Here is a 26,300-nt window from a genome sequence, read left to right as displayed (position 1 = left end):
GCTGCAAAAAAAAGAGAGTTGACAGGGACATTGTCAACTCTTTTTTTTAATTCTTCAGAATAGAGTATCATTTCTTACTCAGTTTCAACTCCGTAATAAAAGCGGCAACAAGCCCTATACCACCAAATACAAGTACACATGCTCCATAAACCAAGGAAACTGTTTCTCTATACACACGCCAATCATCCATATTCTTATCCAAATATCCGGGAACCGATGAAGTACAGATAATAAAACCTATCAACAGACCTAACCCCATACCCAGCAGAAGACATCCTATCTTCAACGCCGAAAAAGAATAATTACTGTGAAACCTCGGTATAGATGCCACATCCGGTTCATATTTATCTCCCATTTTCTCAATAAGCATCAACCGCTCTTTCTTACATACAAACAGTTCAAACAGTTTGTAAATCCCTACAGTAATGATTGCCATTATCGCAGGCACCATAATAAAATTCATCATATTCGTTTCGTTTTAAATTAGTATTTTTGTTCCTTTGTACACTTTAGACGCAGTGTCTTGTGTAAGGTTACACATTTCATCGAAAAAAAATATTTCTCAGAAACAATGTAACCTCCTACAAAGAGTTGCGTCTAAAAGGCAGAATGGAGAATAACGAAACACATATTATCCAACGCATACTGAGAGGGGAAACTGCTCTATACGAATACTTCCTGAATCAACACGGTCAACAGGTCTTTTCTCTGATTGCCCGCATCATCTGTAACCAGAAAGATGCCGAGGAGTTGACGCAAGACGTTTTTCTGAAAGCGTTCCAGCACCTCTCCTCTTTCAAAGCTGAAAGTTCGTTCTCAACATGGATTTATTCCATTGCTTATAATACGGCGATTTCGGCAACCCGTAAGAAGAAGTTCGATACCTTTGCCATGGATGATACGTTGCTCGCCAACATTTCCGACCAACAAGTAGATGAAACGCTTAATGATGAAAGCGAGGAAATGATTATCAGATTAAACAGAGCCATAGAAAAACTTAACTCAGACGAGCGTGCCTTGATTACCTTGTTCTACTACGAAGAAAAGTCATTGAATGAAACTGCCCTGATTCTGGGCCTGACGGAAAGCAATGCAAAAGTAAAATTGCATCGCGTACGCAAAAAGATATATGTACTCATAAAACAAGAGGAAGTATGAACGAAGAACAAAAAGACAAAGGGCTGAAAAAAGCCATAAAAGAGGAAAACGGATTTCGTCTACCTTCCAATTTCGCCTACCATACCATGAGGAAGGTGGAAGAAGCCATACGCTTACGCGAAAAGAAATCGGAACGAAGAACGCTGTTTGCTACGATAGCCGCTTCCATATTCTTAATAGGATGCTGCATTGCCGGATTAGTGATTTATTTCGGTAATACAATCAGAGAAGCCTTCACCCGCCCCGACATACTGGAAACGGAAAAGATTCAAATTCCCTCATTCTATTTACTGATACTTATCGCAATGCCTCTGTTCCTTATCTTTGACCGCTGGATGAGGAAACGATATTTTAATAAGCATCACCCTTAAAGAAAAAGCGAGGATATCCTTTGCAGGAACATCCTCGCTTCACTTTTTTTATTCCATATTTTAATCCAGCTTATGAATCACCAACCCCGAACGTAGTTTCGGTTCAAACCACGTTGTCTTAGGCGGCATGATATTGCCCGTATCTGCAATATCCATCAATTGCTTCATGCTGACAGGATAAAGTGCCAAAGCCACTTTCATTTCACCACTATCCACACGCTTCTTCAACTCACCCAGACCACGGATACCTCCAACAAAATCAATACGTTTATCCGAACGCAGATCTTTGATGCCGAGAACTTCATCCAGAATAAGGTTGGAAGAGATAGTAACATCCAGTACACCAATCGGATCATTATCATTGTAAGTACCCGGTTTAGCGGTCAGACTGTACCACTTGCCATCCAGATAAAGGGAGAAATTATGCAAACTGGCAGGTTTATAGATTTCAGTGCCTTTTTCTTCTACCGTAAAATTCTTGCTGACAGCAGTCAGGAATTGTTCAGGCGTCAAGCCATTCAAGTCTTTTACAACACGGTTGTAATCAATAATGGTCAGTTGGTTAGCAGGGAAACAAACGGCCATGAAATAATTATATTCTTCATTACCGGTATGGTTTACATTCTGCTTGGCTTTCTCCGCTCCTACCAAAGCGGCAGCGGCACTACGATGGTGTCCGTCGGCAATATAAAGAGCAGGCATCTTAGCAAATTCCTTCGTAATGGCATCAATGTCTTCCTGCTTATCAATAATCCAGAAAGTATGACCAAAGCCATCACCGGGAGCAATAAAATCATATACCGGCTTTTCGGCTGTATAATGAGCGATAATAGCATCCAGAGTAGCATTGTCAGGATATGCAAAGAATACCGGTTCGATATTGGCATTATTCACACGAACATGCTTCATACGGTCTTCTTCCTTATCGCGACGGGTCAGCTCATGTTTCTTGATGACACCGTTCATATAATCAGGTACATAGGCACCTACTACTAAACCGTATTGCGTTTTCCCATTCATGGTCTGCGCATAGACGTAGTAGTTTTCTTTATCATCCTGCACCAGCCATCCTTTGTCCTGAAACATCTGGAAGTTTTCGGCAGCTTTCTGATAAACACATTCATCATGTTCGTCGGTACCTACGGGAAAGTCTATTTCGGGTTTAATGATATGATACAACGATTTTTCGTTTCCTTTTGCCTCTTCACGCGCTTCTGCTGAGTTCAGCACATCATACGGGCGGGAAGCTACTTGCTCCACCAGATCCTGCGGTGGACGGATACCTTTAAAAGGTTTAATTATTGCCATGGCTAGATTTATGATTTATGATTTATGATTTATAACTCATGAACTATGAAGACTTTTGCTTGGTAGTGAGAATACCACGCGAACAGCATACTTCAACGCCTTATCATACGTCAGTTTTTCCTTCATAAATCATAAATTATAAATCATAAATCTGATTATTTCTTATTAACACGGAATTTCTCGCAACCGTCTTTCAGGAAACCAACAATCTGTTGTGCAGCGGCAATACCGGCATTGATGTTAGCTTCAGCAGTCTGTGCCCCCATCTTCTTCGGTGTAGAGAAATAACAGCCTACGAACTTGGCAGCAAATGTTTCGTGAGCTGCGGGCATGATATCAGTCATGTATTTCAGATCACCGCGTTCTTCCATCAGCTGAATCAGTTCCGCTTCGTTGATAACTTCCTTACGTGCAGTATTTACCAATACACCACCCTTCGGCATTTTATTTACCAAAGCATAGTTGATAGAATTCTTCGTTTCAGCAGTAGCCGGGATGTGCAATGAAACTACGTCACAAGCAGAATAAAGCTCATCAGCAGAGTCAACAGCCTTCACACCGTCTTTCTCAATCACTTCTTTCGGACAGAAAGCATCGAAAGCAAAGATTTCCATACCGAAACCCTTGGCTATGCGAGCCACGTTGCGACCTACATTACCATAAGCGTGAATACCCAGTTTCTTACCCTTCAATTCCGTACCGGAAGTACCGTTATACATATTGCGGACAGCCATCACCATCATACCGAAAGCAAGTTCGGCTACGGCATTAGAGTTCTGTCCCGGAGTGTTCATTACGCACACACCATGAGCAGTGGCAGCTTCCAGGTCTACATTATCGTAACCTGCACCTGCACGTACTACAATCTTCAGTTCTTTTGCAGCGTCCAATACTGCGGCATCTATAATGTCGCTACGGATAATGATGGCATTGGCATCCTTCACTGCGTCCAGCAACTGGGCTTTTTCTGTATATTTCTCCAACAAGGCAAGTTCATAACCTGCCGCTTCAATTTCTTTGCGAATACCGTCTACAGCTACTTTAGCGAACGGTTTGTCGGTTGCAATTAATACTTTCATGATTCTTATGATATTAAAAAAAGACTCACCACAGATTACACAGATTATCACAGATTTTAATCATAAAACAATCTGTGGGATCTGCGTAATCTGTGGTGAATAAATATTATTAATGAAGTTTCTCAAATTCCTGCATGCAGTCAATCAAAGCCTGTACGCTTTCCTTCGGCATAGCATTGTAGCAAGATGCACGGAAACCACCCACTGAACGGTGTCCCTTGATACCTACCATACCTCTTTCTGTAGCAAACTTCATGAAGTCAGCTTCCAGTTCTTTGTATTCGGGAGCCATCACGAAGCAGATGTTCATGCGTGAACGGTCTTCCTGTGCGGCTGTACCTACGAACATCTTGTTGCGGTCGATTTCAGCATACAGCATATCTGCCTTTTCTATGGCACGACGTTCCATTTCTTTCACACCACCCTGTGCCTTGATCCAACGCAAAGTCTGCAATGCAGCATAGATGGGAACCACCGGAGGAGTGTTGAACATAGAACCGCTGTCAATATGTGTCTGATAGTTCAGCATCGTAGGAATATAGCGGGATACCTTACCCAAAGCGTCATTCTTCACGATAACGAAGGTTACGCCTGAAGGAGCCAGATTCTTCTGTGCACCACCATAGATACAGATATATTTAGACACGTCGATAGGACGGGAGAAAATATCGGAAGACATATCGGCAATCATCGGAACGTTTACATCCAGGTCTTCTTTAAGTTCAGTACCATAAATAGTGTTATTGGTCGTGATGTGGAAATAATCAGCATCAGCAGGCACTGTATAATCCTTAGGAATATAAGTATAAGTAGACTCTGCGGAAGAAGCGACTTCAACTACTTCACCGAAAGCTTTGGCTTCTTTCATGGCTTTCTTAGCCCATACACCTGTATTCAGGTAAGCAGCTTTCTTTTCGAGGAAGTTGAAGGGGACCATGCAGAATTCCAAACTGGCACCACCGCCCAAGAACAGTACCGAATACCCTTCAGGGATATTGAGTAATTCTTTGAATAGTGCTACGGCTTCGTCCACAACAGGTTGGAAGTCCTTAGCACGGTGGCTGATTTCCATCAGTGAGAGGCCTGAGCCATTAAAATCAAGAATAGCTTTTGCCGTATCCTCAATCACCTCACGAGGAAGAATAGAAGGTCCTGCATTGAAATTATGCTTTTTCATTTGAAGTTTGTTTTGGTTATACAATTTCGTTCATTAGTGTCTTTAGACCTTGCGAAATTACGGAAATATTTCTTTAAAACAAACCTTTCATAATGAAATTCTATTTTAACAGCGCATTTAGCTTACTTTTTTATGGTTTATACAGGATATATGCACCATTTTGTTATCCATACTTATCAAGAACGGACTTTTAGAAGAATCTAATAGTAATACGATTTTATTACTTTACATTCAGAAGTTTAGACGCAAAAAAAGTGAATATTTATAAGAAAGCTTACTTAGCTTCCTCAATTATCGTCTTTACTCCTTTAATTTTCTCACCTTGTATCAACGTGAGCAACTGTTTCATCTTACTACGGCGCACAGCAACGAAAGCATAGTGTTCTTTCACATCCACTTGTCCCACATCTTCACGCGCCAGTCCACCTTTCTTATATAAGAAGCCGACAATATCGACTTTGTTCAGCTTATCTTTCTTTCCTTTACCTATATATAAGGTAGCCCATCGGGACTTGGCCGGCTTCGGCAGTACTTCCGGAAACTCAAAGACTTCAATATCTTCGGGAATGTATTCAGGAACCCGTTCTTCATTGTGCAGGATGAGATAGGAATTTCCATCAGCTTCCCAACGAGCCGTACGTCCGTTACGGTGCGTATAGGCTTCTTCATTGACAGGAAGATGATAATGAACTACGTTTTCTATACCGGGGATATCCAGTCCGCGGGCAGCAAGATCAGTAGAGATCAATACGGCACAACTGCCGTTACGAAACTTATAGAGCGCCCGTTCACGGTCGGGTTGCTCCATACCGCCATGGAACATATCGCATGGGAATTTCTTTGCTTGCAGATATCCGGTGACTCGTTCCACACTTTCACGATAGTTGCAGAATACAAGGGTAGAATGATAGCCAAGCACACAAAGCAGGTTATAGAGAGTTTCCAGCTTGTCTTTTTCGGGAGAAACAACTTTATGAAGTTTCAGACGCGGTGCAAGGGCATCAGGGTCCAGGAAATTCAGTTTGACAAGTCGAGAACTGTCAGCAGAAAGTTGGTCCTCGCCTCCTACTCCGGCAAATTGAGGAATTTCTTCAGCATCCGTAGCCGAAAGCAGAATACGCTTCTTTAATGACGGTAACTGTCCGATCACTTCCGCCATTTCATCGTGGAAACCGAACTCAAGGCATTTATCGAACTCATCTATCACCAATGTGGTGACGGTAGCCGCATCGAAATTCTCTTTCCGCAGATGATCGTTCATTCGTCCCGGCGTACCGATAATGACGGAAGGATGAATCCCCTTCATCGTCCTGTGCTCTTCCATTGCAGGACGACCGCCGTAACAACTCATAGCTTTAAACGGGGTCCCCATGGATTTGAATACCGTTTCAATCTGCAATGCCAGTTCTCGTGAGGGCACCAGAACAACGGCTTGTACGCCTTGCGCATCCGTTTTCAGAGTCTGCACCAGCGGAAGCAGAAAAGCCAGTGTTTTACCCGATCCTGTGGGTGAAAGCAGCACCAAGTCTTTATTTTCACGGTAAGCTTCCCGGGTTGCCTCTTGCATCGGGGTAAGTTGCTCTATTTGCAGATTACGCAGTATATCTTGAATTTCCATAATAATCTTTTGTTATGACGAGCCAAAGATAATGCAAATTGGGCGTAGAACTTTCATGCATGTATGAAAAAGTTAATAAAAAAACTCCTGCTCAGCCGTAGCCTTGCAGGAGTTTTCAAAAATATCGAAGTCATTTACCAATTTTAGCGTATGCCTTATCCGCCGAAGTTGTCGAACATCAAGTTCTGAGCCGGAACGCCGAGATCGTCGAGCATCTTCTCGACAGCTTTCGACATCGGGCCAGGACCACACATGTAGTATTCGATATCTTCGGGAGCTTCGTGATTCTTCAGATAAGTTTCGTAAATCACCTGATGAACGAAGCCCGGAGTATACTTCACGCCTGCTGCATCTGCTGCGGGATCCGGACGGTCCAAAGCCAGATGGAACGTAAAGTTCGGGAAATCCTTCTCGATTTGCAGGAAGTCTTCCAGATAGAACACTTCATTCAGCGCACGTGCACCGTAGAAGTAAGTCATCTTACGGTCTGTAGTATGCAATGTCTTCGTCAAGTGCATGATCTGGGCACGCAAAGGAGCCATACCGGCACCACCGCCAATCCACATCATTTCCTTCTTAGAATCGAATATCGGGTGGAAGTCTCCGTAAGGACCACTCATGATTACCTTATCACCCGGTTTCAGTGTGAAAATATAAGAAGAAGCGATACCCGCAGGTACATCCATAAAGCCTTGTCCCTGATCTTTCGGCTTGAACGGAGGAGTTGCGATACGTACTGTCAACATGATACGGTCGCCCTCTGCCGGATAGTTAGCCATAGAATACGCACGGATGGTTTCTTCGTTGTTGTCACACTTCAGTGTAAACAAACCGAATTTCTCCCATGCCGGCAGATACTCGTCACCAATCAGGCTCTTGTCAATGTCCTTGTTATAGTCCATTGAGTATTTAGGTATCTTGATCTGTGCATAAGATCCCGGGATAAAGTCCATGTGTTCGCCTTTAGGCAACGCAACGATGAACTCTTTGATGAACGTAGCCACGTTCTTGTTGGAGATAACCTCGCACTCCCACTCTTTTACACCCAGTACAGACTCATCAATCTTGATGCCCATATCACTCTTCACTTTCACCTGGCAACCCAGACGCCAATGATCTTGCACCTGTTTGCGGCTGAAATGAGGAACTTCAGACGGCAGAATCTCGCCACCGCCATCCAGTACCTGGCATTTGCACTGTCCGCAAGAACCCTTACCACCACAAGCGGAAGAAAGGAATATACCGTTCACAGACAACGTATTCAGCAACGTGGAACCGGAAGCTACGTCCAGTACATTATCGCCGTTGATAGTCAGTTTTACATTACCTGAAGGTACCAGGAAGTTCTTGGCAACCAGCAGGATAACAACAAGCAGCAGAATAACCACCAGGAATACTCCAATGCTCGCTAATATTAAATTCATATCCATTGTTCTATTCCTTTCTTTATTAGATGTTCAAACCAGAGAAACACATGAATGCCATTGCCATCAGACCTACTGTAATGAACGTGATACCCAAGCCTTTCAGCGCGTCGGGCACGTCAGAGTAAGCCATTTTCTCACGAATAGCCGCCAGACCTACAATGGCCAGCAACCAGCCGATACCGGAACCGAGTGCATAAGAGATGGCATCCCATACGTCACCGATGTATTTCGGATCGCTCTCGCCCACATTGATACGTTGCTGCATGAACAGCGAAGCACCCATAATGGCACAGTTTACGGCAATCAGCGGCAAGAAGATACCCAGTGAAGCATAGAGGGAGGGACTGAAACGTTCCACAACCATCTCTACCAACTGCACGATACCGGCAATTACCGCGATGAAAAGAATAAAACTCAGGAAGCTGAGGTCAACGCCTTCAATGATAGCGTTGGCAGCCAGTACCTTGGTTTGCAACAAGTAGTTGACCGGAAGCGTAACCACCAACACGAAAGTTACGGCGATACCCAGTCCTACTGCGGTTTTCACGTTCTTAGATACAGCCAAGTAAGAGCACATACCCAGGAAGAACGCAAATATCATGTTGTCCACGAATATGGAGCGGACAAATAAACTTATTAAATGTTCCATAATCTTTATTGATTTATGAATTATGATTTATCGGTTATGATTTATCAGCACTGTAAGTAGCAGAAAATAAATCATAAATCTGAAATCATAAATCTACTTACTTTTCTTGCAATTCTTTGTGACGGGCACGTTGATACCAGATGATACAAGCACAGATGATCAAGGCCATCGGCGGCATCAGCATCAAGCCGTTGTTCACATAACCCAGGTTTGTCAACCATTCATGGTTCAGAATATTGAAACCGAGCAATGTACCGGAACCTAACAGTTCGCGGAAGAAAGCTACGATAATCAAAATCTTGGCATATCCCAAACCGTTACCTATACCGTCGAGACAAGACTCCCACGGACCGTTCTGCATGGCAAACGCTTCCAGACGTCCCATCAGGATACAGTTTGTGATAATCAGACCTACATAAACAGAAAGCTGCACACTTACGTCATAAGCAAACGCCTTCAGTACTTCACTTACGATGGTTACCAAAGCGGCTACCACAACCAACTGAACGATGATACGGATACGGTTGGGAATGGTTTTACGCAACAACGAGATAACCACATTAGAGAAAGCCGTAATCACTGTTACCGAAAGCCCCATTACGATGGCAGGTTCCAGTTTGGCAGTTACAGCCAGTGCAGAACAGATACCCAGCACCTGTACGGTAACAGGGTTGTTCATGCCCAGCGGGGTTGAGAATACTTCTCTATTTTTCTTTGAAAATAACTGTCCCATATCCTTTATTCCTCATCATTATTGGTTAAAAAACTCTTGTAACTATTCAGACAGGTTTTCAACATAACGTCTACACCTACAGATGTAATCGTACCACCGGAGATACCGTCCACCTGGTAATCAGGTTTTTCCACCTTACCGTTCTTCACAACACCCAGGGCAACTTCACCATTGTCCAGCGTCTTCTTGCCCAGGAATTCATCCTGGAATTGTTGTCCGGCGATTTCGGCACCCAGACCCGGAGTTTCACTGGCATGAGAGAAGTAAACACCGTAAACGGTATCCTTGTCACTGTTCAGTGCAACATATCCCCAGATAGCACCCCAAAGACCGGCACCGTAAACAGGGAATACATATTTGGTTTCTCCATTCACTTCTGCAACGAATACGTGCAGGCGTTGGTGTTCTTTAGCTTCTTTTTCGTAGCCGGTAGCAAATGCTCCGGTGTTCTCGGTCAGAGTACCGTCTACGTTCATCAGCATATCTCCTTTTACATACTTATTATATTCAGCCTCGGCATCTTCCACATTCTTGATGTTCAATGCAGCGAGTATTTGCTTCTTCGTATCCAGTTCCACGTTTTTATCCTGAATGCTTCTCAGTGAGGAACTAACGAATGCCAGCAAGAATGCCACGATAACAACCATTACCGAAGCATAAATGATAGTATAACTATTACTATTGGTATTCATTTTCTTCGGTATTTTAATTGTTAGACTTAATTGCACGTTTCTCGCGACGGCTGATATTGCCCTGTACTACACAGTAGTCAATCAGCGGAGCGAAGATGTTCATCAGCAGGATGGCGAGCATCATACCTTCGGGATAACCGGGGTTCAGCACACGGATCACGATTGCCATGACGCCGATCAGGAAACCGAAGATATACTTACCCGTCTCGGTACGTGCCGAAGTTACAGGGTCGGTAGCCATAAATACGGCACCGAAGCAGAAACCACCCAGCACGAGGTGTTCGTACCAAGGCATCTGAGCCATCGGAGTGTCAGGACCGATAGCGTTGAATACCCAAGCCATAAACGCACCGCCCACGAATACGGAGAACATCGTCTTCCAGCTTGCGATACCCGTTGCCAGCAACAGGATAGCACCCAGAGCGATAGCAATTACACTGGTCTCACCGATAGAACCCGGTATCAAGCCCGTCACCATATCCCAGGAGAATGGCGGAACAGCCCCCGATGTGGCAGCCGCACCCAACGGAGTAGCTACGGTCAGTCCGTCAACCGCTTGTCCCAGACCGAAGATTGTGTCGCCTGATACCCAAACGGCATCACCGGACATCTTCGTAGGATATGCAAAGAAAAGGAATGCACGAGTGACCAGGGCAACGTTGAACACGTTCATACCCGTACCACCGAATACTTCTTTAGCGAAAATTACAGAGAATGCAGTAGCCACCGCCAGAATCCACAGCGGACAATCTACCGGAACAATCATAGGAATCAGGATACCGGAAACGAGGAAACCTTCCTGGATTTCTTCTTTCTTCCACTGAGCCACAACGAACTCAATGCCCAAACCTACTACATAAGAAACGATGATTTTAGGCAATACAGCCAGAAAACCGTAGGCAAACATTTCAATGAAGCTACCTGTAGCACCGGTATTCGTGAAATGCTGATAACCTACGTTATACATACCGAACAACAACGCCGGTACCAACGCAATGACCACCATCGACATAATGCGCTTGCTGTCGATAGCGTCGTGAATGTGCGTTCCCGATTTCGAAGTCGTGCTGGGGACGAACAGGAATGTTTCGAATCCGTCGAACACAGACTGGAATGCGTGGAATTTGCCGCCCTCTTCAAAGTTCGGCTTTATCTTGTCGAGATAATTTCTTAACGCTTTCATTTATAAGTATTAATTATATAAGTATTAATTATTAGGCCATTTCGGCGCGAAGCATGTCGAGTCCTGCACGAACGATACGTTGAACTTCTACCTTCGAAGAGCAAACGAATTCGCAGAGGGCAAAATCCTCGGGAGCTACTTCATAGATTCCCAAAGCCTCCATACGGTCGATGTCACCCGCAATGATAGCTTTCACCAGATATTCGGGGAAGATATCCATCGGGAATACACGGTCGTACTCATTGGACATGATCATGTGGCGTTCACCACCCTTGATGCGGGCATCCAGCACATATTCCTTGTTGTTGCCCAGCAACCAGCTGAAGTAAGAACGGTTCACGCTGAACTGATTGAAACGCGGCATAATCCAACCCAGCATTTCGTGGATGTCATCGCCTTCGGGGATCACCGTGAGCTGGCTGTCGAATGCGCCGAGGAAAGCGTTCGGAGAAACCTTCTTGCCTGTAAGCACATTACCGCTGATGTAGCGCAAGTCTCCCTTGCCCGAGCTCACGTTTCCACTGAATACGTTTGTCAGCAAAGCACCTACTTTCAGTTTGCAGTATGCAGGTTTCAACACTTCGGAACCTGTAACGGCCACCTTGCGCGTCATGTCCACACGTCCTGTATTGAACAGGCGTCCGATGAATATAACGGCTTCCGGACTGATTGTCCACACAGTTTCGCCTTTCACGATAGGAGAAATGTGGTTGATCTGTACGCCTACATTGCCGGCCGGGTTCGGTCCGTCAAATGCGTTAATCGTTACATTCTTAGCTTGCGTCAACGCGGTTGCCTTTTGTTTTACACTAATACTCAGATACGTCTTTGCCATCTTGGAAAGAGCATCCAATCCTGTCTGGAAGTTTGCTTCCTCGCCTTTCAGAACGAATTCGAAATCGGGTGCCAGCGGGTTACTGTCGAAGGCCGAAACAAAGATAGCTTTCGGATACATCGTGGGGTCAGCAATCACGTCATAGGGACGCTGACGGATGAACGCGAACATACCTGCTTCCAGCAATGCGGCTTTCACTGACTCGCCGTTCAGGGAACTCACGTTTTTCTTACCGAATTCTTCATAGTCTTGCTCAGCCGCAGCTTCAACGACAATGTTCAGCACTTTACGACGTGCGCCGCGCTCCACACTTGTCACTACGCCGCTAACGGGCGAAACAAATTTCAATTCAGGATGATTCTTGTCGATAAACAAGGGTCCTCCGGCCATCACATATTCCTGTTCTTTGACTACTACCTTCGGAGTAATACCCGTAAAATCTTCAGGAACCAATGCGTAGAATCCCGGTTCTTTCACAGACATAAACTCCTGAGAAGCCTTACCTTTCAGGTTGATGTCAAGACCTTTACGTAACTTAATTACATTTGCCATGCGTTTATATAAAATAATGGTTTCATTAATTTGCCGCAAAAGTAGCAAAAAAGAACGTGAATAAAGAGCAAAAAAGAAAGGAATTACGGATAAATTTCCGTAATTCCTTTCGTTAACGAACACGATGACAACAAGATGAGTTATTGTGTTTAATATTCTTCTGCAAACATCGGATCCCAAGCGGGCAAACGAATGGGTTTCTGCTTGAATATATCCATTACTTTGGCAGGAATGTATTTAGTCTCCAGCACCAGACGGAACATATATTCGTCGAACCATTCATCGGTCATGATCAGATGTCCTTGATAACCGCTGGCAGGTCCCCAACTATTTTCAACCATCCATTTCACGGGTTTTCCGTCTTTATTCAGATCCACAGCCATAAGGGTCATGGCATGAGACGAGCCGCTGGAGAAGGTTTGGATGCGTTGTTTCTTATCCATATTGAAGGTGGTGCCCATGAGCGATTCATAATCATAGTTTTTCACATCGAGCAAGCCACGCTCGGAATTCAGGAACTTGCCTACGTCGCAAGAGAAATACATCATGGTGCTGTCCTTCAGAGAAGCGATAGCCATCTCTTTGATATCTTCCACAGGCAGATTGACGTACGTCCAGTTCTTCCCATCGTAGCGATGACGGTCGTAATCTATTTCATAGCACTTGTAGTACTCGCGCGAGGGATCGTTCATAACCATCACATAATTGGTCAACAGATTCTCGTCGCCATACTTCTTGAGGAATGACATCGGAGTGTGGTGTTCCGTTTCGGCAGGATTGCCCTGGGCATCTTTACGCACATAGTCAAATTCCGTAGGAGGAACGCCAAGATTCAGCACCAGCATGCGATAAATGGTACCGAGCATCGCAGTCTTTTCTTTATCCAGCGCCGCAGGTTTTGCTCCGTTAGAAGCCAGATCACGCAGTTGCAGACCGTATTCCTTTAACTTCAAAGAAATCAAATTTGCCATACGCGACGTATTGTCGCTGCTGTTCGTTTCCGGCATGGCTTCTTTAGGAACCAAACCATATTTACCTACAATGTCTGCAACGCCCGTAAAAGTTCCTCCATCGCTTAGCGGATGTTGGAAAAGCCATTCTACGGTTTTATCGTTCAAGGGTTTGTCACGGGTATCAATGATGCCTTGCAAAAAGAGGTTTGCCTTCTCCAGCTGGTCCCAGAAAAAAGGATAAATTTCCGAGAATTCAAAAGACTGGAAACCGTATTTACCGATGGCTTTGGCACGCATCACATTCAGTCCTGTGAAAAGCCAGCAACGACCGGATGATTTCTGGTCGGTGATGCCTTTCGAATTTACTTTTACGGAGAAATGAGTATCCATTCCGGTCAGATTCTCCTGGTTGAGGGCAAGTTTGCGGATGTCATTGTTGCCAATGGCATTACGCAGAGCTTTGTCGGCACTGGTTCCCTCGTAACTCTGTTTGATCTGGTTCAGCATCGCATCGCTGATACCGCCTTTCCTATCTTGCGCCTGTATGGAAAGTAATGCGGCGCTGAAAACAAAAACGGATAAAATTCGTTTATTCATAAATTATATGGTTTTTATAGTAATTGGTCTGTTTCTCTTGCTTCCTGTTACCCGAACCGTACCAAATCCGTGTTTGCTCCGTATCCAAGACTTTGGACTTGGTACGGACCAGGTACGGGCCAGACACGGACCGGGTACGGAAGGGTTCTGAATATTGGTCTAATTATCCGATATGTCGAAAAAACTTATTTAGAATTTCTCACAGCCAAGCTTCAGATTACATGCAAAAATAGCCGTTTTTTTGAAACTTTTAGTGAAATCTTTAGATTTATTGTCTATCAATTTGAAAACTTATCCAAATAAATTAGTTTTCTTTGCACCCTCATTCGCACGATATGAAGAAATATATAATAGGTATTATGACGTTACTGCTTTCAGTAACAAGCCTTTCCGCTCAGGAAGCTACAAATTTGGTTAGCATCAGTGACACTACACCGGCATTGACTAAACGTGAACTACGAAAACAGAAGGTAGCGCAACGAAATTTGCACTACAACATTTTGGGTGGTCCGAGTTACACCCCCGACTTTGGTGCCGTACTCGGTGGAAGCGCCCTGATGACCTTCCGCATGAACCCAAGTGACACCACACAACTGCGCTCCGTGGTTCCCGTAGCCATCGCTTTCCTCTTCAATGGCGGTATCAACCTTTTCTCTAAACCCCAACTCTTTTTTAAAGGTGACCGTTTCCGCATCTTCGGAAAGTTTGCCTACAAGAATACGGAAGATAACTTCTATGGCTTGGGCTACAGCACGAACAAGAATTATGTCCGGAGCGACACTACCAGTCAGTATCGCTACAGCGGCATCCAGTTCAACCCCTGGTTCCTGTTCCGCCTGGGCAACAGCAACATATTCGCCGGACCGCAGATAGATATAAATTACGACGACATCACGAAACCAGCCAAATATCTGGTGGACGAACCGTCGTACAAAGCAGCCGGAGGAACGGACAAAGGATACAAGAATTTCAATTCCGGTGTCGGCTTCCTGCTGACCTATGACAGCAGAGACATTCCCGCCAATGCCTATCGCGGCACGTACCTGGATTTCCGGGGAATGATGTATACTAAATTTCTTGGAAGTGATGACAATTTCTATCGTCTGGAAATAGACTATCGACAATATAAGACTGTCGGTAAGCGCAAAGTCATTGCCTGGACTGCTCAAAGCAAAAACGTATTCGGCGATGTACCCCTGACACAATATATCCTGACAGGAACTCCTTTTGACCTGCGGGGATATTACATGGGGCAGTATCGCGATAAATCGTCCCACGTAGTCATGGCCGAATACCGTCAGATGATAAATACCGATAAAAGCACCTGGCTGAAACGCATGCTCAATCACGTCGGCTTCGTGGCCTGGACAGGCTGCGGATTCATGGGACCCACCCCCGGCAAAATAGAAGGTGTGCTGCCTAATTATGGCGTAGGATTGCGCATCGAAGTGCAACCACGTATGAACGTACGACTCGACCTGGGTAAAAATACGGTCAACAATCAGACGTTGTTCTATTTCAATATGACGGAAGCGTTCTGAAAAGTATGGAAATGAACTAAATGCTGATAATAATTTAGGCGCGGATTACACGGATTAAAGGCTGCGCTATCACACTATATTACAGAAAATAAATCCGCGTAATCCGTGTAATCCGCGCCTAAAATTATTATCATGACCCGTTTACAAACAAACAACTCCCGCCAGCATCTTCCCCCCCTTATCCTTTCCGTTATTTATTTTTCCCTCTTTTCTTGCATCAGTAAAAGATTATCCATACTTTTGAGAAATATTTTGTTTACCTTGAACAAACAACTCTGAGGACATTACACAATGAGAACTTTCGAGATATTATTCTGGATAAGCCTGTTTATCGTATTCTATACTTATATAGGATACGGAATTGTGCTATACATTCTGGTCAAAATTAAAGAAACTTTCCGCAAACCGGTACACTACCCCATGCCTGCTGACGAGGAACTGCCCGAAGTCACACTCTTCATCGCAGCTTACAATGAGGAAGACGTGGTGGACGAAAAGATGCAGAACTGCCTGGCGCTGGATTACCCCGCAGACAAACTGCAAATATTCTGGGTCACGGACGGCAGCAACGACCATACCAACGAACGGCTTTCCCACTGGCCCCGTGCCACCATCCTCCACCAACCCGAGCGACAAGGAAAAACCGCCGCCCTCAACCGCGGAATGAAGTTCGTGAAAACACCACTCGTCGTATTCACCGATGCCAATACCCACCTGAACCGGGAAGCATTGCGCGAAATCGTCCATGCTTTTGTCAACCCCAAAGTGGGCTGCGTGGCAGGCGAAAAACGCATTGCCATGCAAAGCAAAGACAATGCCGCATCAGGAGGAGAAGGCATTTACTGGAAATATGAATCCACCCTGAAAGCACTCGATTCACGACTCTACTCAGCCGTAGGCGCTGCCGGAGAGCTGTTTGCCGTACGCCGGGAATTGTTCGAAGACATGCGGACGGACACACTACTCGATGATTTCATCCTCTCCCTCCGCATCGCCATGCGTGGCTACACCATTGCCTACTGTGCCGCGGCTTATGCCACCGAAAGCGGCTCCGCCGATATGCAGGAAGAAGAAAAGCGCAAAGTACGCATCGCCGCCGGAGGCTTACAGTCCATCTGGCGTTTGCGCCCGCTGCTGAATCCTTTCCGCTACGGTCTGCTCAATTTCCAATACGTATCCCATCGTGTCTTGCGATGGTCCATCACTCCTATCCTATTGTTCCTGTTGTTCCCTCTCAACGTAGCGCTACTTTTCACCACCGCACAACCATTGTTCTACGCCGTTATACTGGGACTGCAAATCTTGTTTTACCTGATGGGAATCTGGGGATATATCCTCTCCAGGAAACACATCAAAAACAAAATTCTTTTCATCCCTTACTACTTCCTCTTCATGAACGTCAATGTGCTAAGAGGATTCCGCTACCTGAGTAAGCGCAAAGGCAATAAAAGCGGAGCCTGGGAAAAAGCACGAAGGGCAAGTTAAGACGGAAATACCTCGACAAAAATCTAATACAAAGAAAATAATGAAAAGCATTCTGAAAGACACAAATAACTCCGAAAAACTACTGAACATGGTATCAGACACCCTGATACTCATGGACAAGGACGGTATTTGTGTAGACATGGCCGTACACAACGTAGACCTATGGTTTATGAACGAAGAGAGATTGCTCGGAAAGAATCTGCTGAACCTGCTACCTCCGGTGACATACAGTGAGTTTTATCCTGAATTCAAGAAAGTTTTGCTCCGGAGAACAAAGTCTGTCCGCAATTATGAACTCATGTTGCGGGATGACACCTACTTCTTCAAATGCATCATGCAACCCTACGGTGACCTCGTGCTTTGCCAATACCGGGATATCACCGAACGCAGCCAGCGCAAACTGGAGCTGGAAAGAAGAAACCGGGAACTATATGAGATACAGAAAGCCGCATTCATCGGCAGATGGGTGTTTGACACAGTCACCCGCGAATTTGGTTATGCCGGACATACGGGCATCATGTGCAAGACGGATGAGCAAGCCATTCCACTGGATGCATACCTGAACCTGATCTTGCCCGAAGACAGAAATACTTTTGAGAACTGGCTCGGCGATAATCTGAAAGGTAACATGGAAAATACTGTGGACTACCGCATTCTCTACAACAAAGATGTACATTATATCCGCCTGAAAACATTCAGTCGCGAACGCGATAAAGACGGCAACATCTCGCTGGAAGGATACATACAGAACATTACTGACATCCAAAAAAGCCGCAATGACATCAACCTGCTGACGCACGCCATCAACAATTCCACAGAAGATATCTTCGCCGCCAAGGAAGACGGTACCCTGATTTTTGCCAACCGCCTCTTCAAGTTGCACCATGAACTGGGAAGTACGGATGATATCAGCCAACTAAAAATATACGAAATCGGCTCGTATACACGTACCCTGGAGGGTTGGCAAAAGATGATAGCTTCAATCAAGGAGGGAGAGAAACATCAGTCCTTTATGGTATACAACCCATTGCCGCGCTTCCCAGAAATACTGGCGTACGAAGGCAATGCCTATTGGGTGACCAGCGATGAAGGCGTAGGAACCATCTGGGCTTTCGGCCGGGACATTTCACAACGCATCCGCCACGAACAACAGATCAAGTGGTTCAACCAGATATTGGACAAAACCATGGAGCATCTGCCCGCAGGAATTGTTGTGAAAGATATCAGGAACAACTTTAAATACCTGTACCGCAATCGTGAATCGTACAACCGTGACGTCCCTATGGAAGAGGCTTTGGGCAAAGACGACTTCGATTTCTATCCTCTCGAAATAGCCCGTGAGAAACGCCGACAGGACAAAGATATAGCCACCACCGGACAAGAGATGCACTGGATTGCAGAAGAACGTGACGGTCATGGAAATCCGCTTTTCCTGGACAAGCGGAAAATGAAAATAGAGAGCAAAGACTTCTCCCCCATCCTGCTGAACATAGAATGGGACATCACAGAAATGGAACTGATGAAACGGGAACTGATGGTAGCCAAAGAGAAAGCCGAAACCTCCGACCAACTCAAATCAGCCTTCCTTGCCAACATGAGCCACGAGATACGTACACCGCTCAATGCCATCGTAGGCTTTTCACGCATCATTGCCGAAAGCGAAAATACGGAAGAGCGCAAAGAATATTACAACATTGTGGAAGCCAACAACGAACGTCTGTTGCAACTCATCAATGAAATTCTCGACCTCTCGAAGATAGAGGCCGGAATTGTGGAGTTCAGCATCGCCGCCGTCCGCCTGCACCCGCTGTGCAAGGAAATCCATGATGCGCATGTATTCCGCTGTCCGTCAGGTGTAGAGCTGATATTCGATCCATCCGACGAAGATATTCTGATAGACTCTGATAAGAACCGCATCTTCCAAGTGATATCGAACCTGATAGGAAATGCGTTCAAATTCACCACCAAAGGCAGCATCAGCTACGGATACCACCGGGAAGGGGAAACTATCGTATTCCATGTGACTGACACGGGCACAGGCATCGCCCCCGAAAAGATAGGAAAGGTATTCGAGCGTTTTGTAAAAGCCAACAATTTTGCACAGGGCACCGGATTGGGTTTAGCCATTTGCAAAACAATCATCGAACGTCTGGGCGGAAAAATCTCCGTGACTTCCGAACTGGAGAAAGGAACTACCTTCATCTTTACCCTGCCCGCCAAGACCACCCAAGACGAAGATAAGGAAAAAACTGAAAACAGCCCCGAAGAAAACAAAACGGCAGCCGGAGAACAAAGTGCAGACAGCGAAAGCACGGAAAATGTACAGGCATCGCCACAAGAAACCGTCTCGCTGAAAACCGTTTTGATAGCCGAAGATACGGATAGCAATTATATCCTGACCAAAGCTATTCTGGGGAAGGAATACCATCTGGAACGTGCCAAAGATGGTATGGAAGCCGTCAATATGTTTGTAGAAATAAATCCGGATATCATCCTGATGGACATGAAGATGCCGAACCTGGACGGACTGGACGCAACAAAAATCATCCGGGAATTATCGCCCGGCGTCCCTATCATCGCCCTGACTGCCTTTGCCTACGATCATGACCGCAAAGCCGCACTCGAAGCGGGTTGCAACGATTTCCTGACCAAACCTTTCACACAGGAGAAATTGAAGGAGACGATAAAGAAGTGGGTTAATAAGTGATTAACCCACTTATCACTAATCACGCAAAGATATCGCTTCTTTGAATATAGGCAATCACATCGCCCTTATTCACAGTATCGCCTTGTTTGGCGCATATCTCTACGACGCGTCCGGTGAATCCGGTCAATATCTTTTCGTATTCTCCCCACGGGGTGGAGAGGTAACAGAACACTTCATCATGCTGGTATTTACGCCCTATGAACGGAGCCACGGAAGGACCTTCCACAGATACTTCCCACAACACCTGTCCTTTATCCGGTGCAATAATCGGATCGGCCTTGGCACGTTTCAGTTTCCGGATTTCTTCTTCCGAATATCCATTCTTCACCATAGACGCGTCTTTGGCACGTTGCAATTCATCCTCGAAACGCTTCTTGGCTGTGCCGGACTTGTAATCACGATACTGACGGTCGTGCATGGCAAGTTCAAAGAGTTCTTCTTCATCATCTCCATATTCCCAACCGTTCTCATCCATTTCTTTCCGATATTCATCCAGAGCATCCGGATAGTTCAATTGCGGATCGGTATCCACAAATTCATATCCTTTTGATTTCGCCAATTCCACAATTTCAGGAGCCAGCTCGCCCGGCAGACGTCCGCTCTTACCGAGAATCATATCCCACGTATGATTATCTATCATCGTCCAGCGCTCCTCACCTTTCACCAACTGCATGAGGTTCATCAATGCTACATTCTTCACATACTGACTGAAAGGCGTTACCAACGGAGGATACCCCAGCTTAGGCCATACGTATTCCACCTCGTCGAAGAGCATCACCAACAGGTCGTCAATGCTGAGTTCCGGTTCATTCTTCCCTCTTAATATCATGTTTATACCCGAATGTACTCCCTTCAGATCAGCCATCATGGAACCCATCATACCACCCGGAAGGCCACACTTCAACAGCAAAGAGGACATGTGTTTATTGGTCGGATCCATGAAATAGCCCAGGAAGTCATCTATAAATTCCTGTGTCATGGCACGTGCTTTCATATATGCCTTCATATTGATATCGGGCACCTGGAAGCCCTTATCTTTCAGCATGGCTTGTACGGAAATCACGTCCGGATGTACTTTACCCCAGGACATCGGTTCCATAGCCACATCAATGATGTCGGCGCCATTCTCGCAAACTTCCAGAATAGAAGCCATCGACAGCCCCGGTCCGCTATGGCCGTGATACTGGATAATCACTTCGGGATGCCTTTCCTTAATCGTCTTCGTCAACCGTCCCAGCATACCCGGACGACCGATGCCTGCCATATCTTTCAGACAGATTTCGGGTGCTCCTGCTTCAATCAGCTGGTCGGCAACATGGGCATAATATTCCACCGTATGCACAGGCGAGTGTGTGATACAAAGGGTTGCCTGCGGTATCATCCCTGCCTCCAATGCATATTTAATAGAAGGAATTATATTCCGCGTCTCGTTCAGTCCACAGAAGATGCGGGTGATATCCACCCCTTGCGCATGCTTCACACGATACATCAGACGGCGTACATCGGCAGGCACAGGATACATGCGCAAAGCGTTCAGACCACGGTCCAGCATATGCGTTTGTATGCCTACTTCATTGAAAGGTTTGGTAAAAGCGCGTACGGCTTTGTTAGGATTCTCACCGTACAACAGATTCACTTGCTCAAAAGCTCCCCCGTTCGTTTCCACACGGGCAAAACACCCCATTTCAATAATCAACGGAGCGATACGTACCAATTGATCTACACGAGGTTGATATTTACCGGAAGATTGCCACATATCACGGTAAACAAGACTGAATTTAATTTCCTTTTTCATCGCAGTCAACAGTTAGCGGTTTAACATATATGAATTACTCGGTTAACTTAACAAGTACAAATATAAAGGTTTATTCTGACATATAGTCAAACTTATATTTGAATTATTTAGTATAAAAGATATGTTTAATATCATATTGAAACTTATTTTTCATTTTATAACATTTCTCGTCATTTCATTCCTCTATGATTCAGACGATAATTTATCGGAAAGGATGGAGGGGAGTAATTATGGTACAGTAATGAACTAAATGCTGATAATGATTTAGGCGCGGATTACGCGGATTACACGGATTAATGGCTGCGCTATTACACTATATTACAGAAAAAGAATCCGTGTAATCCGCGTAATCCGCGCCTAAAATTATATTCATACTGGGAAAGAAAGGAATAAAAGTGATAAGTGTTTGGTGATAAGTGATTAGCGCCATTCGGCATATTATTTTTTAGACGCGGATGACACGGATAACGCGGATTTAAAAGGCTGCGCTATAAAAGTGGATAAAAAAAAGATCCGCGTCATCCGCGTCTAAAAGATTATTTATCATTTCACTCATAACCGTACAGAAAGGAACCAATCCCATCACAAAAAACATGCCCAGAGCATTGCCCTGGGCTATAAATATTAAGTTTGTCAGTCTTCAGTCTGCACTGTTTGTTTTCAAACAAAGTCTTTCAGTTCTTGTTGTAGCCGTTGGCGGGTAAAGAAGATACGGCTTTTTACGGTTCCTAAAGGCAGTCCGAGACGGTCAGCTATTTCACGATACTTGAAACCGGAGACATGCATGGAGAAAGGAACTTTATAATCGCGGGGTAACGAATTCACGATGCGATGCATTTCTTTTAAATCATAAGATCCTTCGGCATTTGCAAAACCGGAGTTTTGCGGCAGGTTTAAGTGATAAAGGTTATCTGTCTGGTCCACGAAAGTTTGTTCGCGAACGATTCTGCGGTAATTATTAATAAAGATATTCCGCATAATGGTGTACATCCACCCTTTGAAATTGGTATCGGGCATGTACTTGTCTTCGTTGTCCAATGCTTTGAGTGAGGTTTCCTGCAATAAATCATTCGCCTCCTCTTTATCGGCTGTCAACTTATATGCAAAGCGAAGCAGTTCTTCTTGCACACTAATCAAATCCTTCCTAAAACTGTAGGTATTCATACTTTGCTCTTTTAAATAGTTAATAATTATTTTAAATTCACGGTTGCAAGTATAGGGAAGTTTTGGGGTTCCCGAGGACCGAGTTTTGTTTTTATTTAGGGCAAAAACTATCAATTGACAGTTTTCACCCCCTTTTTGAGAGTTTTCTGGTGGTGATTTTTGTAAAAAGCGTATCTTTTTCCGAAGATTTCGTAAACTGTTTGTGATTTTTTTATAGTTTTGCCTACATATAGCAAAAACACTTTATTTAAAAACACTTTATTTTATGAGACGAATTATTAAATCAATCACTCTTCTGGCTATCATGGCTATCGCTTTGCCGTCATTCGGTCAAGGATTGAAAGCTTTCAAGCTGAAGAACGGCCTTTCCGTATATGTATGGGAAGACAACACGAAATCGGATGTGTACGGTATTGTGGCCTGCCGAACAGGTTCAGTGAACGATCCGGCAGAGTACACAGGATTGGCACACTATCTGGAACACGTGATGTTTAAGGGTACCGACAAAATCGGTGCACTGGACTGGGCTACCGAAAAGCCTATTTATGATAAAATCATTGCCAAGTACGATGAAATGGCCGACGAAGCTGATCCCGTTAAGAAAGAGGCAATCGCTAAAGAGATCAACGAGCTGACCATAGAAGCCGGAAAGGTTAGTGTATCCAACGAGTTCATGAACCTGATAGAAAGCATGGGTGGAAAGAGACTGAACGCCGGAACCAGCTTCGACGTAACTTACTATCACAACTCATTCCCTCCTTACCAGATCAACAAATGGTTGGAAATCTACTCACAGCGTCTTATCAACCCGGTATTCCGTACCTTCCAGACTGAGCTGGAAAGTGTATACGAAGAATATAATATGTATAAAGATAATCCGGGAAGCGTACAGCAAGAATTCATTTCGAGTGTCGCCTATGAAGGACATCCGTACGCACGCCCCATCATCGGTCTGCCGGAACACCTGAAAAACCCTCGCTTGAGCAAACTAATCGAATACTACAACGAATGGTATACTCCCGAAAACATGGTACTCATTCTTGTGGGTAACGTCAATGCCAAGCAAATCAGCGGACGTATCAACGCCACTTTCGGACGTTTACCGGCTAAGGCTACTCCCGAACGTAAAACTTATCCTGACCTTGAAATTAAAGGTCGCAAGCAGTATAATGCTAAAATCGGTTATTACCCCAATGTATGCCTCGTATACAAAGGCGTACCTTCCGGACACCCCGATGAAAAACCTCTGGAAATCGCCATGTCTTTGCTGAGCAATAGCAGCAGCACCGGTACGCTGGACAAATTGACCATCGACGGTGAACTAACCAATGGTTATGCCTATGCAGACACCCGCCGCGAACAAGGCCGCAATATCGTACGTTGCACACCACTGTACGATGAAAACCAACGTCGTTTCGAATCGAACAAGAGCGCTGAAAAGAAAGCACTGAAAGCTATCGAGAAAATCGCCAACGGACAATTCGAAGAATGGCAGATCAATGCTATCAAGAACAACATGTGTCGTGACTTCGACCTGATGATGGAATCGAATACTTCCAAAGCCCTCACGCTGATGCAGGCCTTTATCAGTGAAGAAGACCTGGGACAAGTTCTCAACTACAAAGATGAGGTAATGGCTATTACCACAGAAGATATCAAGCGTGTTGCCAAACAATACCTGACCAACGATTACCTGGCCATCTACATTGAAAAAGGCAAGCTGGACAAGAATGCAAAAATCAAGAAACCGGGTTACAAACCCATCGAACCGCCTGTAGGCAAACAATCTTTGTATGCTACACAGTTCAAGAATATGCCTATCGGACAAGTGGAAGAGAAATTCCTCGACTTCAGCGAGATACAGAGCAAACAACTGAATGACCGCTCCAAGATGTATTATTCGCAGAATCCGGAAAACAACGTATTCAGCCTTACACTCCGTTATGGTGTCGGAGTACGTGATTTCCCGAAACTGGGTATTGCAGCGGACTTGATGAACAACGCCGGTATCATGGGTACTTATGAGCCGCAACAACTGAAAGAGGAACTTAGCAGACTGAATGCAACTTGCCGCGTAAGCGCCAGTCAAAACTACCTCTACATCACCATGGAAGGCTACGAAGAAACCTTGCCGCAAGCTTGTCAGCTTCTTGCCCGCCAAATCCTGATGCCGAAACTGGACGAAAAACAGTTAAGCCGTATCAAAGGTTCCATGCTGGGCAGCCGCCAACAACGTAAGGAGAATGTAAACACCTTATCCAACGCACTCCTCCAATACATGATCTTCCAAGATAAGTCATCCTATATTGACGAACTGACAGATAAGGAAATCTACGAATTGCAGATCTCCGAGCTGACAGGTGATATCAACCGCGCATCCAACTATGAAGCCGAAATCTTCTATTGCGGAACAATGCCTTTCGATAATGCTTACGACGTCCTCAGCAAGAATCTGCCGCTGGTTGCCAACGAAAAGCCATCTACATCTCCGCAGGACAAGCCGATGGTTTCAGTAACGGAAAATACCATTTACTTCCTGCCTAACACGGATGCGGAACAGGCACAGATTTATTTCTACCTGCCGATGGCAAAATATGATAAGAAAGATGATGCAATACGCGATGCGTTCAATCAGTATTTCTCCGGTGGTTTCAACGGTTTGGTAATGACTGAAATCCGTGAAAAGCGTTCTATGGCTTACTCAGCCGGAGCCTACATCGGAACTCCTGCATTGCCCGGTAACCCCACTTACCTGTTTGGTAACATCGGTACGCAGAACGACAAAGCCAATGACGCGCTGGATGTCTTCATGGGATTGGTAACGGATATGCCTAAAAATGCAGACCGTATCGATAACATCAAGAGTTACATACGCCAAGAGATGCTGACAACTCATCCTTCTTTCCGCGATAAAGCAGAGAACATGAGAGAATTGCAGCGCATAGGTTACAATGCAGACCCTGCCAAGGAGAACCTGCCAAAGGTTGACGCATTGACTTTTGACGATATCGTGAAGTTCTACGAAGAGAATATTAAGGGCAAACCTTACTGCATCGGTGTCATGGGTAACCCGAAAGATATTGATCTGAAGAAACTGGAGAAATACGGCAAAGTAGTGAAACTGAATGAGAGAAAATTATTCAACACGAAAGACGCATTGTTCTAAAGAGCTACGAGTTACAAGCTACAAGTTGCTGCGCTGAAAGAGCTACGAGTTGCTGCGCTGTAACGCTGAAAGAGCTACAAGTTACGAGTTGCTGCGCTATGATGCTGAAA

Annotated in this window: 20 protein-coding genes; 6 read left to right on the top strand and 14 right to left on the bottom strand. The window is 45.0% G+C overall.

The features are described 5' to 3' along the window. Positions 1-67 precede the first annotated feature (67 nt). Positions 68-466, bottom strand: a complete 399-nt coding sequence (locus K429_RS0123630) for a DUF6249 domain-containing protein (RefSeq protein WP_007213648.1) — start codon at positions 464-466, stop codon at positions 68-70. Positions 467-609: 143 nt separating this feature from the next. On the opposite strand from K429_RS0123630, the gene K429_RS0123625 reads away from it, so the two are divergent. Further along, positions 610-1,158, top strand: a complete 549-nt coding sequence (locus K429_RS0123625; RefSeq protein WP_029328308.1) for an RNA polymerase sigma factor — start codon at positions 610-612, stop codon at positions 1,156-1,158. Next, positions 1,155-1,529 (top strand): hypothetical protein, encoded by a 375-nt coding sequence (locus K429_RS0123620; protein WP_007217910.1) that lies wholly within the window; start codon positions 1,155-1,157, stop codon positions 1,527-1,529. The genes K429_RS0123625 and K429_RS0123620 overlap by 4 nt, the downstream gene beginning before the upstream one ends. A gap of 60 nt (positions 1,530-1,589) precedes the next feature. Here the strand turns inward: K429_RS0123620 and K429_RS0123615 are convergent, their stop codons facing one another. The 11 genes from K429_RS0123615 to K429_RS0123565 form a co-directional block, all read right to left on the bottom strand. After that, a complete protein-coding gene (locus K429_RS0123615; protein WP_007213645.1) occupies positions 1,590-2,837 on the bottom strand; it encodes a DUF1015 domain-containing protein in 1,248 nt (415 codons plus the stop codon). Between the two features lie 155 nt (positions 2,838-2,992). After that, the gene (locus K429_RS0123610; RefSeq protein WP_029328307.1) at positions 2,993-3,916 is read right to left on the bottom strand and encodes an NAD(P)-dependent oxidoreductase; all 924 of its coding nucleotides are present in this window, start codon (positions 3,914-3,916) and stop codon (positions 2,993-2,995) included. A 109-nt stretch (positions 3,917-4,025) separates the two neighbouring features. Beyond that, the gene (gene serC, locus K429_RS0123605; RefSeq protein ID WP_007213643.1) at positions 4,026-5,093 is read right to left on the bottom strand and encodes a 3-phosphoserine/phosphohydroxythreonine transaminase; all 1,068 of its coding nucleotides are present in this window, start codon (positions 5,091-5,093) and stop codon (positions 4,026-4,028) included. A 274-nt stretch (positions 5,094-5,367) separates the two neighbouring features. Beyond that, on the bottom strand, positions 5,368-6,711 hold the full coding sequence (locus tag K429_RS0123600) for a DEAD/DEAH box helicase (RefSeq protein ID WP_029328306.1): 1,344 nt from the start codon (positions 6,709-6,711) through the stop codon (positions 5,368-5,370). 155 nt (positions 6,712-6,866) lie between these two features. Further along, entirely contained in the window at positions 6,867-8,141 is a 1,275-nt protein-coding gene (gene nqrF / locus K429_RS0123595) for an NADH:ubiquinone reductase (Na(+)-transporting) subunit F (protein WP_007213641.1), read from the bottom strand. 19 nt (positions 8,142-8,160) lie between these two features. Continuing rightward, entirely contained in the window at positions 8,161-8,787 is a 627-nt protein-coding gene (gene nqrE, locus K429_RS0123590) for an NADH:ubiquinone reductase (Na(+)-transporting) subunit E (protein ID WP_007213640.1), read from the bottom strand. A gap of 97 nt (positions 8,788-8,884) precedes the next feature. After that, entirely contained in the window at positions 8,885-9,520 is a 636-nt protein-coding gene (locus K429_RS0123585; RefSeq protein ID WP_007213639.1) for an NADH:ubiquinone reductase (Na(+)-transporting) subunit D, read from the bottom strand. Between the two features lie 5 nt (positions 9,521-9,525). Next, positions 9,526-10,212, bottom strand: coding sequence for a Na(+)-translocating NADH-quinone reductase subunit C (locus tag K429_RS0123580; RefSeq protein ID WP_029328305.1), 687 nt, complete (start codon positions 10,210-10,212; stop codon positions 9,526-9,528). A 13-nt stretch (positions 10,213-10,225) separates the two neighbouring features. Continuing rightward, positions 10,226-11,395, bottom strand: coding sequence for an NADH:ubiquinone reductase (Na(+)-transporting) subunit B (locus tag K429_RS0123575; RefSeq protein WP_029328304.1), 1,170 nt, complete (start codon positions 11,393-11,395; stop codon positions 10,226-10,228). A gap of 31 nt (positions 11,396-11,426) precedes the next feature. Then, on the bottom strand, positions 11,427-12,782 hold the full coding sequence (locus K429_RS0123570) for a Na(+)-translocating NADH-quinone reductase subunit A (protein WP_007213636.1): 1,356 nt from the start codon (positions 12,780-12,782) through the stop codon (positions 11,427-11,429). A gap of 149 nt (positions 12,783-12,931) precedes the next feature. Then, on the bottom strand, positions 12,932-14,332 hold the full coding sequence (locus K429_RS0123565; RefSeq protein ID WP_029328302.1) for a C1 family peptidase: 1,401 nt from the start codon (positions 14,330-14,332) through the stop codon (positions 12,932-12,934). A 335-nt stretch (positions 14,333-14,667) separates the two neighbouring features. On the opposite strand from K429_RS0123565, the gene K429_RS0123555 reads away from it, so the two are divergent. From K429_RS0123555 to K429_RS0123545, 3 genes are all read left to right on the top strand, one after another. Further along, a complete protein-coding gene (locus K429_RS0123555) occupies positions 14,668-15,873 on the top strand; it encodes a BamA/TamA family outer membrane protein (RefSeq protein WP_029428900.1) in 1,206 nt (401 codons plus the stop codon). A gap of 291 nt (positions 15,874-16,164) precedes the next feature. Continuing rightward, entirely contained in the window at positions 16,165-17,358 is a 1,194-nt protein-coding gene (locus tag K429_RS0123550) for a glycosyltransferase family 2 protein (protein WP_029328300.1), read from the top strand. A 40-nt stretch (positions 17,359-17,398) separates the two neighbouring features. Next, positions 17,399-20,065, top strand: a complete 2,667-nt coding sequence (locus tag K429_RS0123545; RefSeq protein WP_029328299.1) for an ATP-binding protein — start codon at positions 17,399-17,401, stop codon at positions 20,063-20,065. 19 nt (positions 20,066-20,084) lie between these two features. Here the strand turns inward: K429_RS0123545 and K429_RS0123540 are convergent, their stop codons facing one another. Both K429_RS0123540 and K429_RS0123535 read right to left on the bottom strand, forming a co-directional pair. Beyond that, complete coding sequence (locus K429_RS0123540) at positions 20,085-21,860, bottom strand: biotin/lipoyl-binding protein (RefSeq protein WP_007213628.1); 1,776 nt, start codon at positions 21,858-21,860, stop codon at positions 20,085-20,087. Between the two features lie 660 nt (positions 21,861-22,520). Further along, positions 22,521-23,024 (bottom strand): RNA polymerase sigma factor, encoded by a 504-nt coding sequence (locus K429_RS0123535; protein ID WP_007215087.1) that lies wholly within the window; start codon positions 23,022-23,024, stop codon positions 22,521-22,523. Positions 23,025-23,289: 265 nt separating this feature from the next. Here K429_RS0123535 and K429_RS0123530 point away from each other — a divergent pair, with 265 nt between their 5' ends. After that, positions 23,290-26,190: a pitrilysin family protein gene (locus K429_RS0123530; RefSeq protein WP_029328298.1), complete on the top strand. Its 2,901-nt coding sequence runs from the start codon at positions 23,290-23,292 to the stop codon at positions 26,188-26,190. The last annotated feature ends 110 nt before the right edge of the window (positions 26,191-26,300 follow it).

The sequence above is a fragment of the Bacteroides sp. 14(A) genome (assembly GCF_000526555.1).
Classification (GTDB): domain Bacteria; phylum Bacteroidota; class Bacteroidia; order Bacteroidales; family Bacteroidaceae; genus Bacteroides; species Bacteroides cellulosilyticus.
Note: the sequence above shows the minus strand (reverse complement) of the source record. Positions and strands in the feature narration are given on the sequence as shown.

What these genes read in the sequence shown, in the direction of transcription:
- K429_RS0123540 (WP_007213628.1), bottom strand. Translation starts at nt 21,860, where the DNA reads ATGAAAAAGGAAATTAAATTCAGTCTTGTTTACCGTGATATGTGGCAA.
- K429_RS0123550 (WP_029328300.1), top strand. Translation starts at nt 16,165, where the DNA reads ATGAGAACTTTCGAGATATTATTCTGGATAAGCCTGTTTATCGTATTC.
- nqrF (WP_007213641.1), bottom strand. Translation starts at nt 8,141, where the DNA reads ATGGATATGAATTTAATATTAGCGAGCATTGGAGTATTCCTGGTGGTT.
- K429_RS0123555 (WP_029428900.1), top strand. Translation starts at nt 14,668, where the DNA reads ATGAAGAAATATATAATAGGTATTATGACGTTACTGCTTTCAGTAACA.
- K429_RS0123580 (WP_029328305.1), bottom strand. Translation starts at nt 10,212, where the DNA reads ATGAATACCAATAGTAATAGTTATACTATCATTTATGCTTCGGTAATG.
- K429_RS0123545 (WP_029328299.1), top strand. Translation starts at nt 17,399, where the DNA reads ATGAAAAGCATTCTGAAAGACACAAATAACTCCGAAAAACTACTGAAC.
- K429_RS0123565 (WP_029328302.1), bottom strand. Translation starts at nt 14,332, where the DNA reads ATGAATAAACGAATTTTATCCGTTTTTGTTTTCAGCGCCGCATTACTT.
- K429_RS0123575 (WP_029328304.1), bottom strand. Translation starts at nt 11,395, where the DNA reads ATGAAAGCGTTAAGAAATTATCTCGACAAGATAAAGCCGAACTTTGAA.
- nqrE (WP_007213640.1), bottom strand. Translation starts at nt 8,787, where the DNA reads ATGGAACATTTAATAAGTTTATTTGTCCGCTCCATATTCGTGGACAAC.
- K429_RS0123600 (WP_029328306.1), bottom strand. Translation starts at nt 6,711, where the DNA reads ATGGAAATTCAAGATATACTGCGTAATCTGCAAATAGAGCAACTTACC.
- K429_RS0123570 (WP_007213636.1), bottom strand. Translation starts at nt 12,782, where the DNA reads ATGGCAAATGTAATTAAGTTACGTAAAGGTCTTGACATCAACCTGAAA.
- K429_RS0123615 (WP_007213645.1), bottom strand. Translation starts at nt 2,837, where the DNA reads ATGGCAATAATTAAACCTTTTAAAGGTATCCGTCCACCGCAGGATCTG.
- K429_RS0123625 (WP_029328308.1), top strand. Translation starts at nt 610, where the DNA reads ATGGAGAATAACGAAACACATATTATCCAACGCATACTGAGAGGGGAA.
- serC (WP_007213643.1), bottom strand. Translation starts at nt 5,093, where the DNA reads ATGAAAAAGCATAATTTCAATGCAGGACCTTCTATTCTTCCTCGTGAG.
- K429_RS0123630 (WP_007213648.1), bottom strand. Translation starts at nt 466, where the DNA reads ATGATGAATTTTATTATGGTGCCTGCGATAATGGCAATCATTACTGTA.
- K429_RS0123620 (WP_007217910.1), top strand. Translation starts at nt 1,155, where the DNA reads ATGAACGAAGAACAAAAAGACAAAGGGCTGAAAAAAGCCATAAAAGAG.
- K429_RS0123585 (WP_007213639.1), bottom strand. Translation starts at nt 9,520, where the DNA reads ATGGGACAGTTATTTTCAAAGAAAAATAGAGAAGTATTCTCAACCCCG.
- K429_RS0123535 (WP_007215087.1), bottom strand. Translation starts at nt 23,024, where the DNA reads ATGAATACCTACAGTTTTAGGAAGGATTTGATTAGTGTGCAAGAAGAA.
- K429_RS0123530 (WP_029328298.1), top strand. Translation starts at nt 23,290, where the DNA reads ATGAGACGAATTATTAAATCAATCACTCTTCTGGCTATCATGGCTATC.
- K429_RS0123610 (WP_029328307.1), bottom strand. Translation starts at nt 3,916, where the DNA reads ATGAAAGTATTAATTGCAACCGACAAACCGTTCGCTAAAGTAGCTGTA.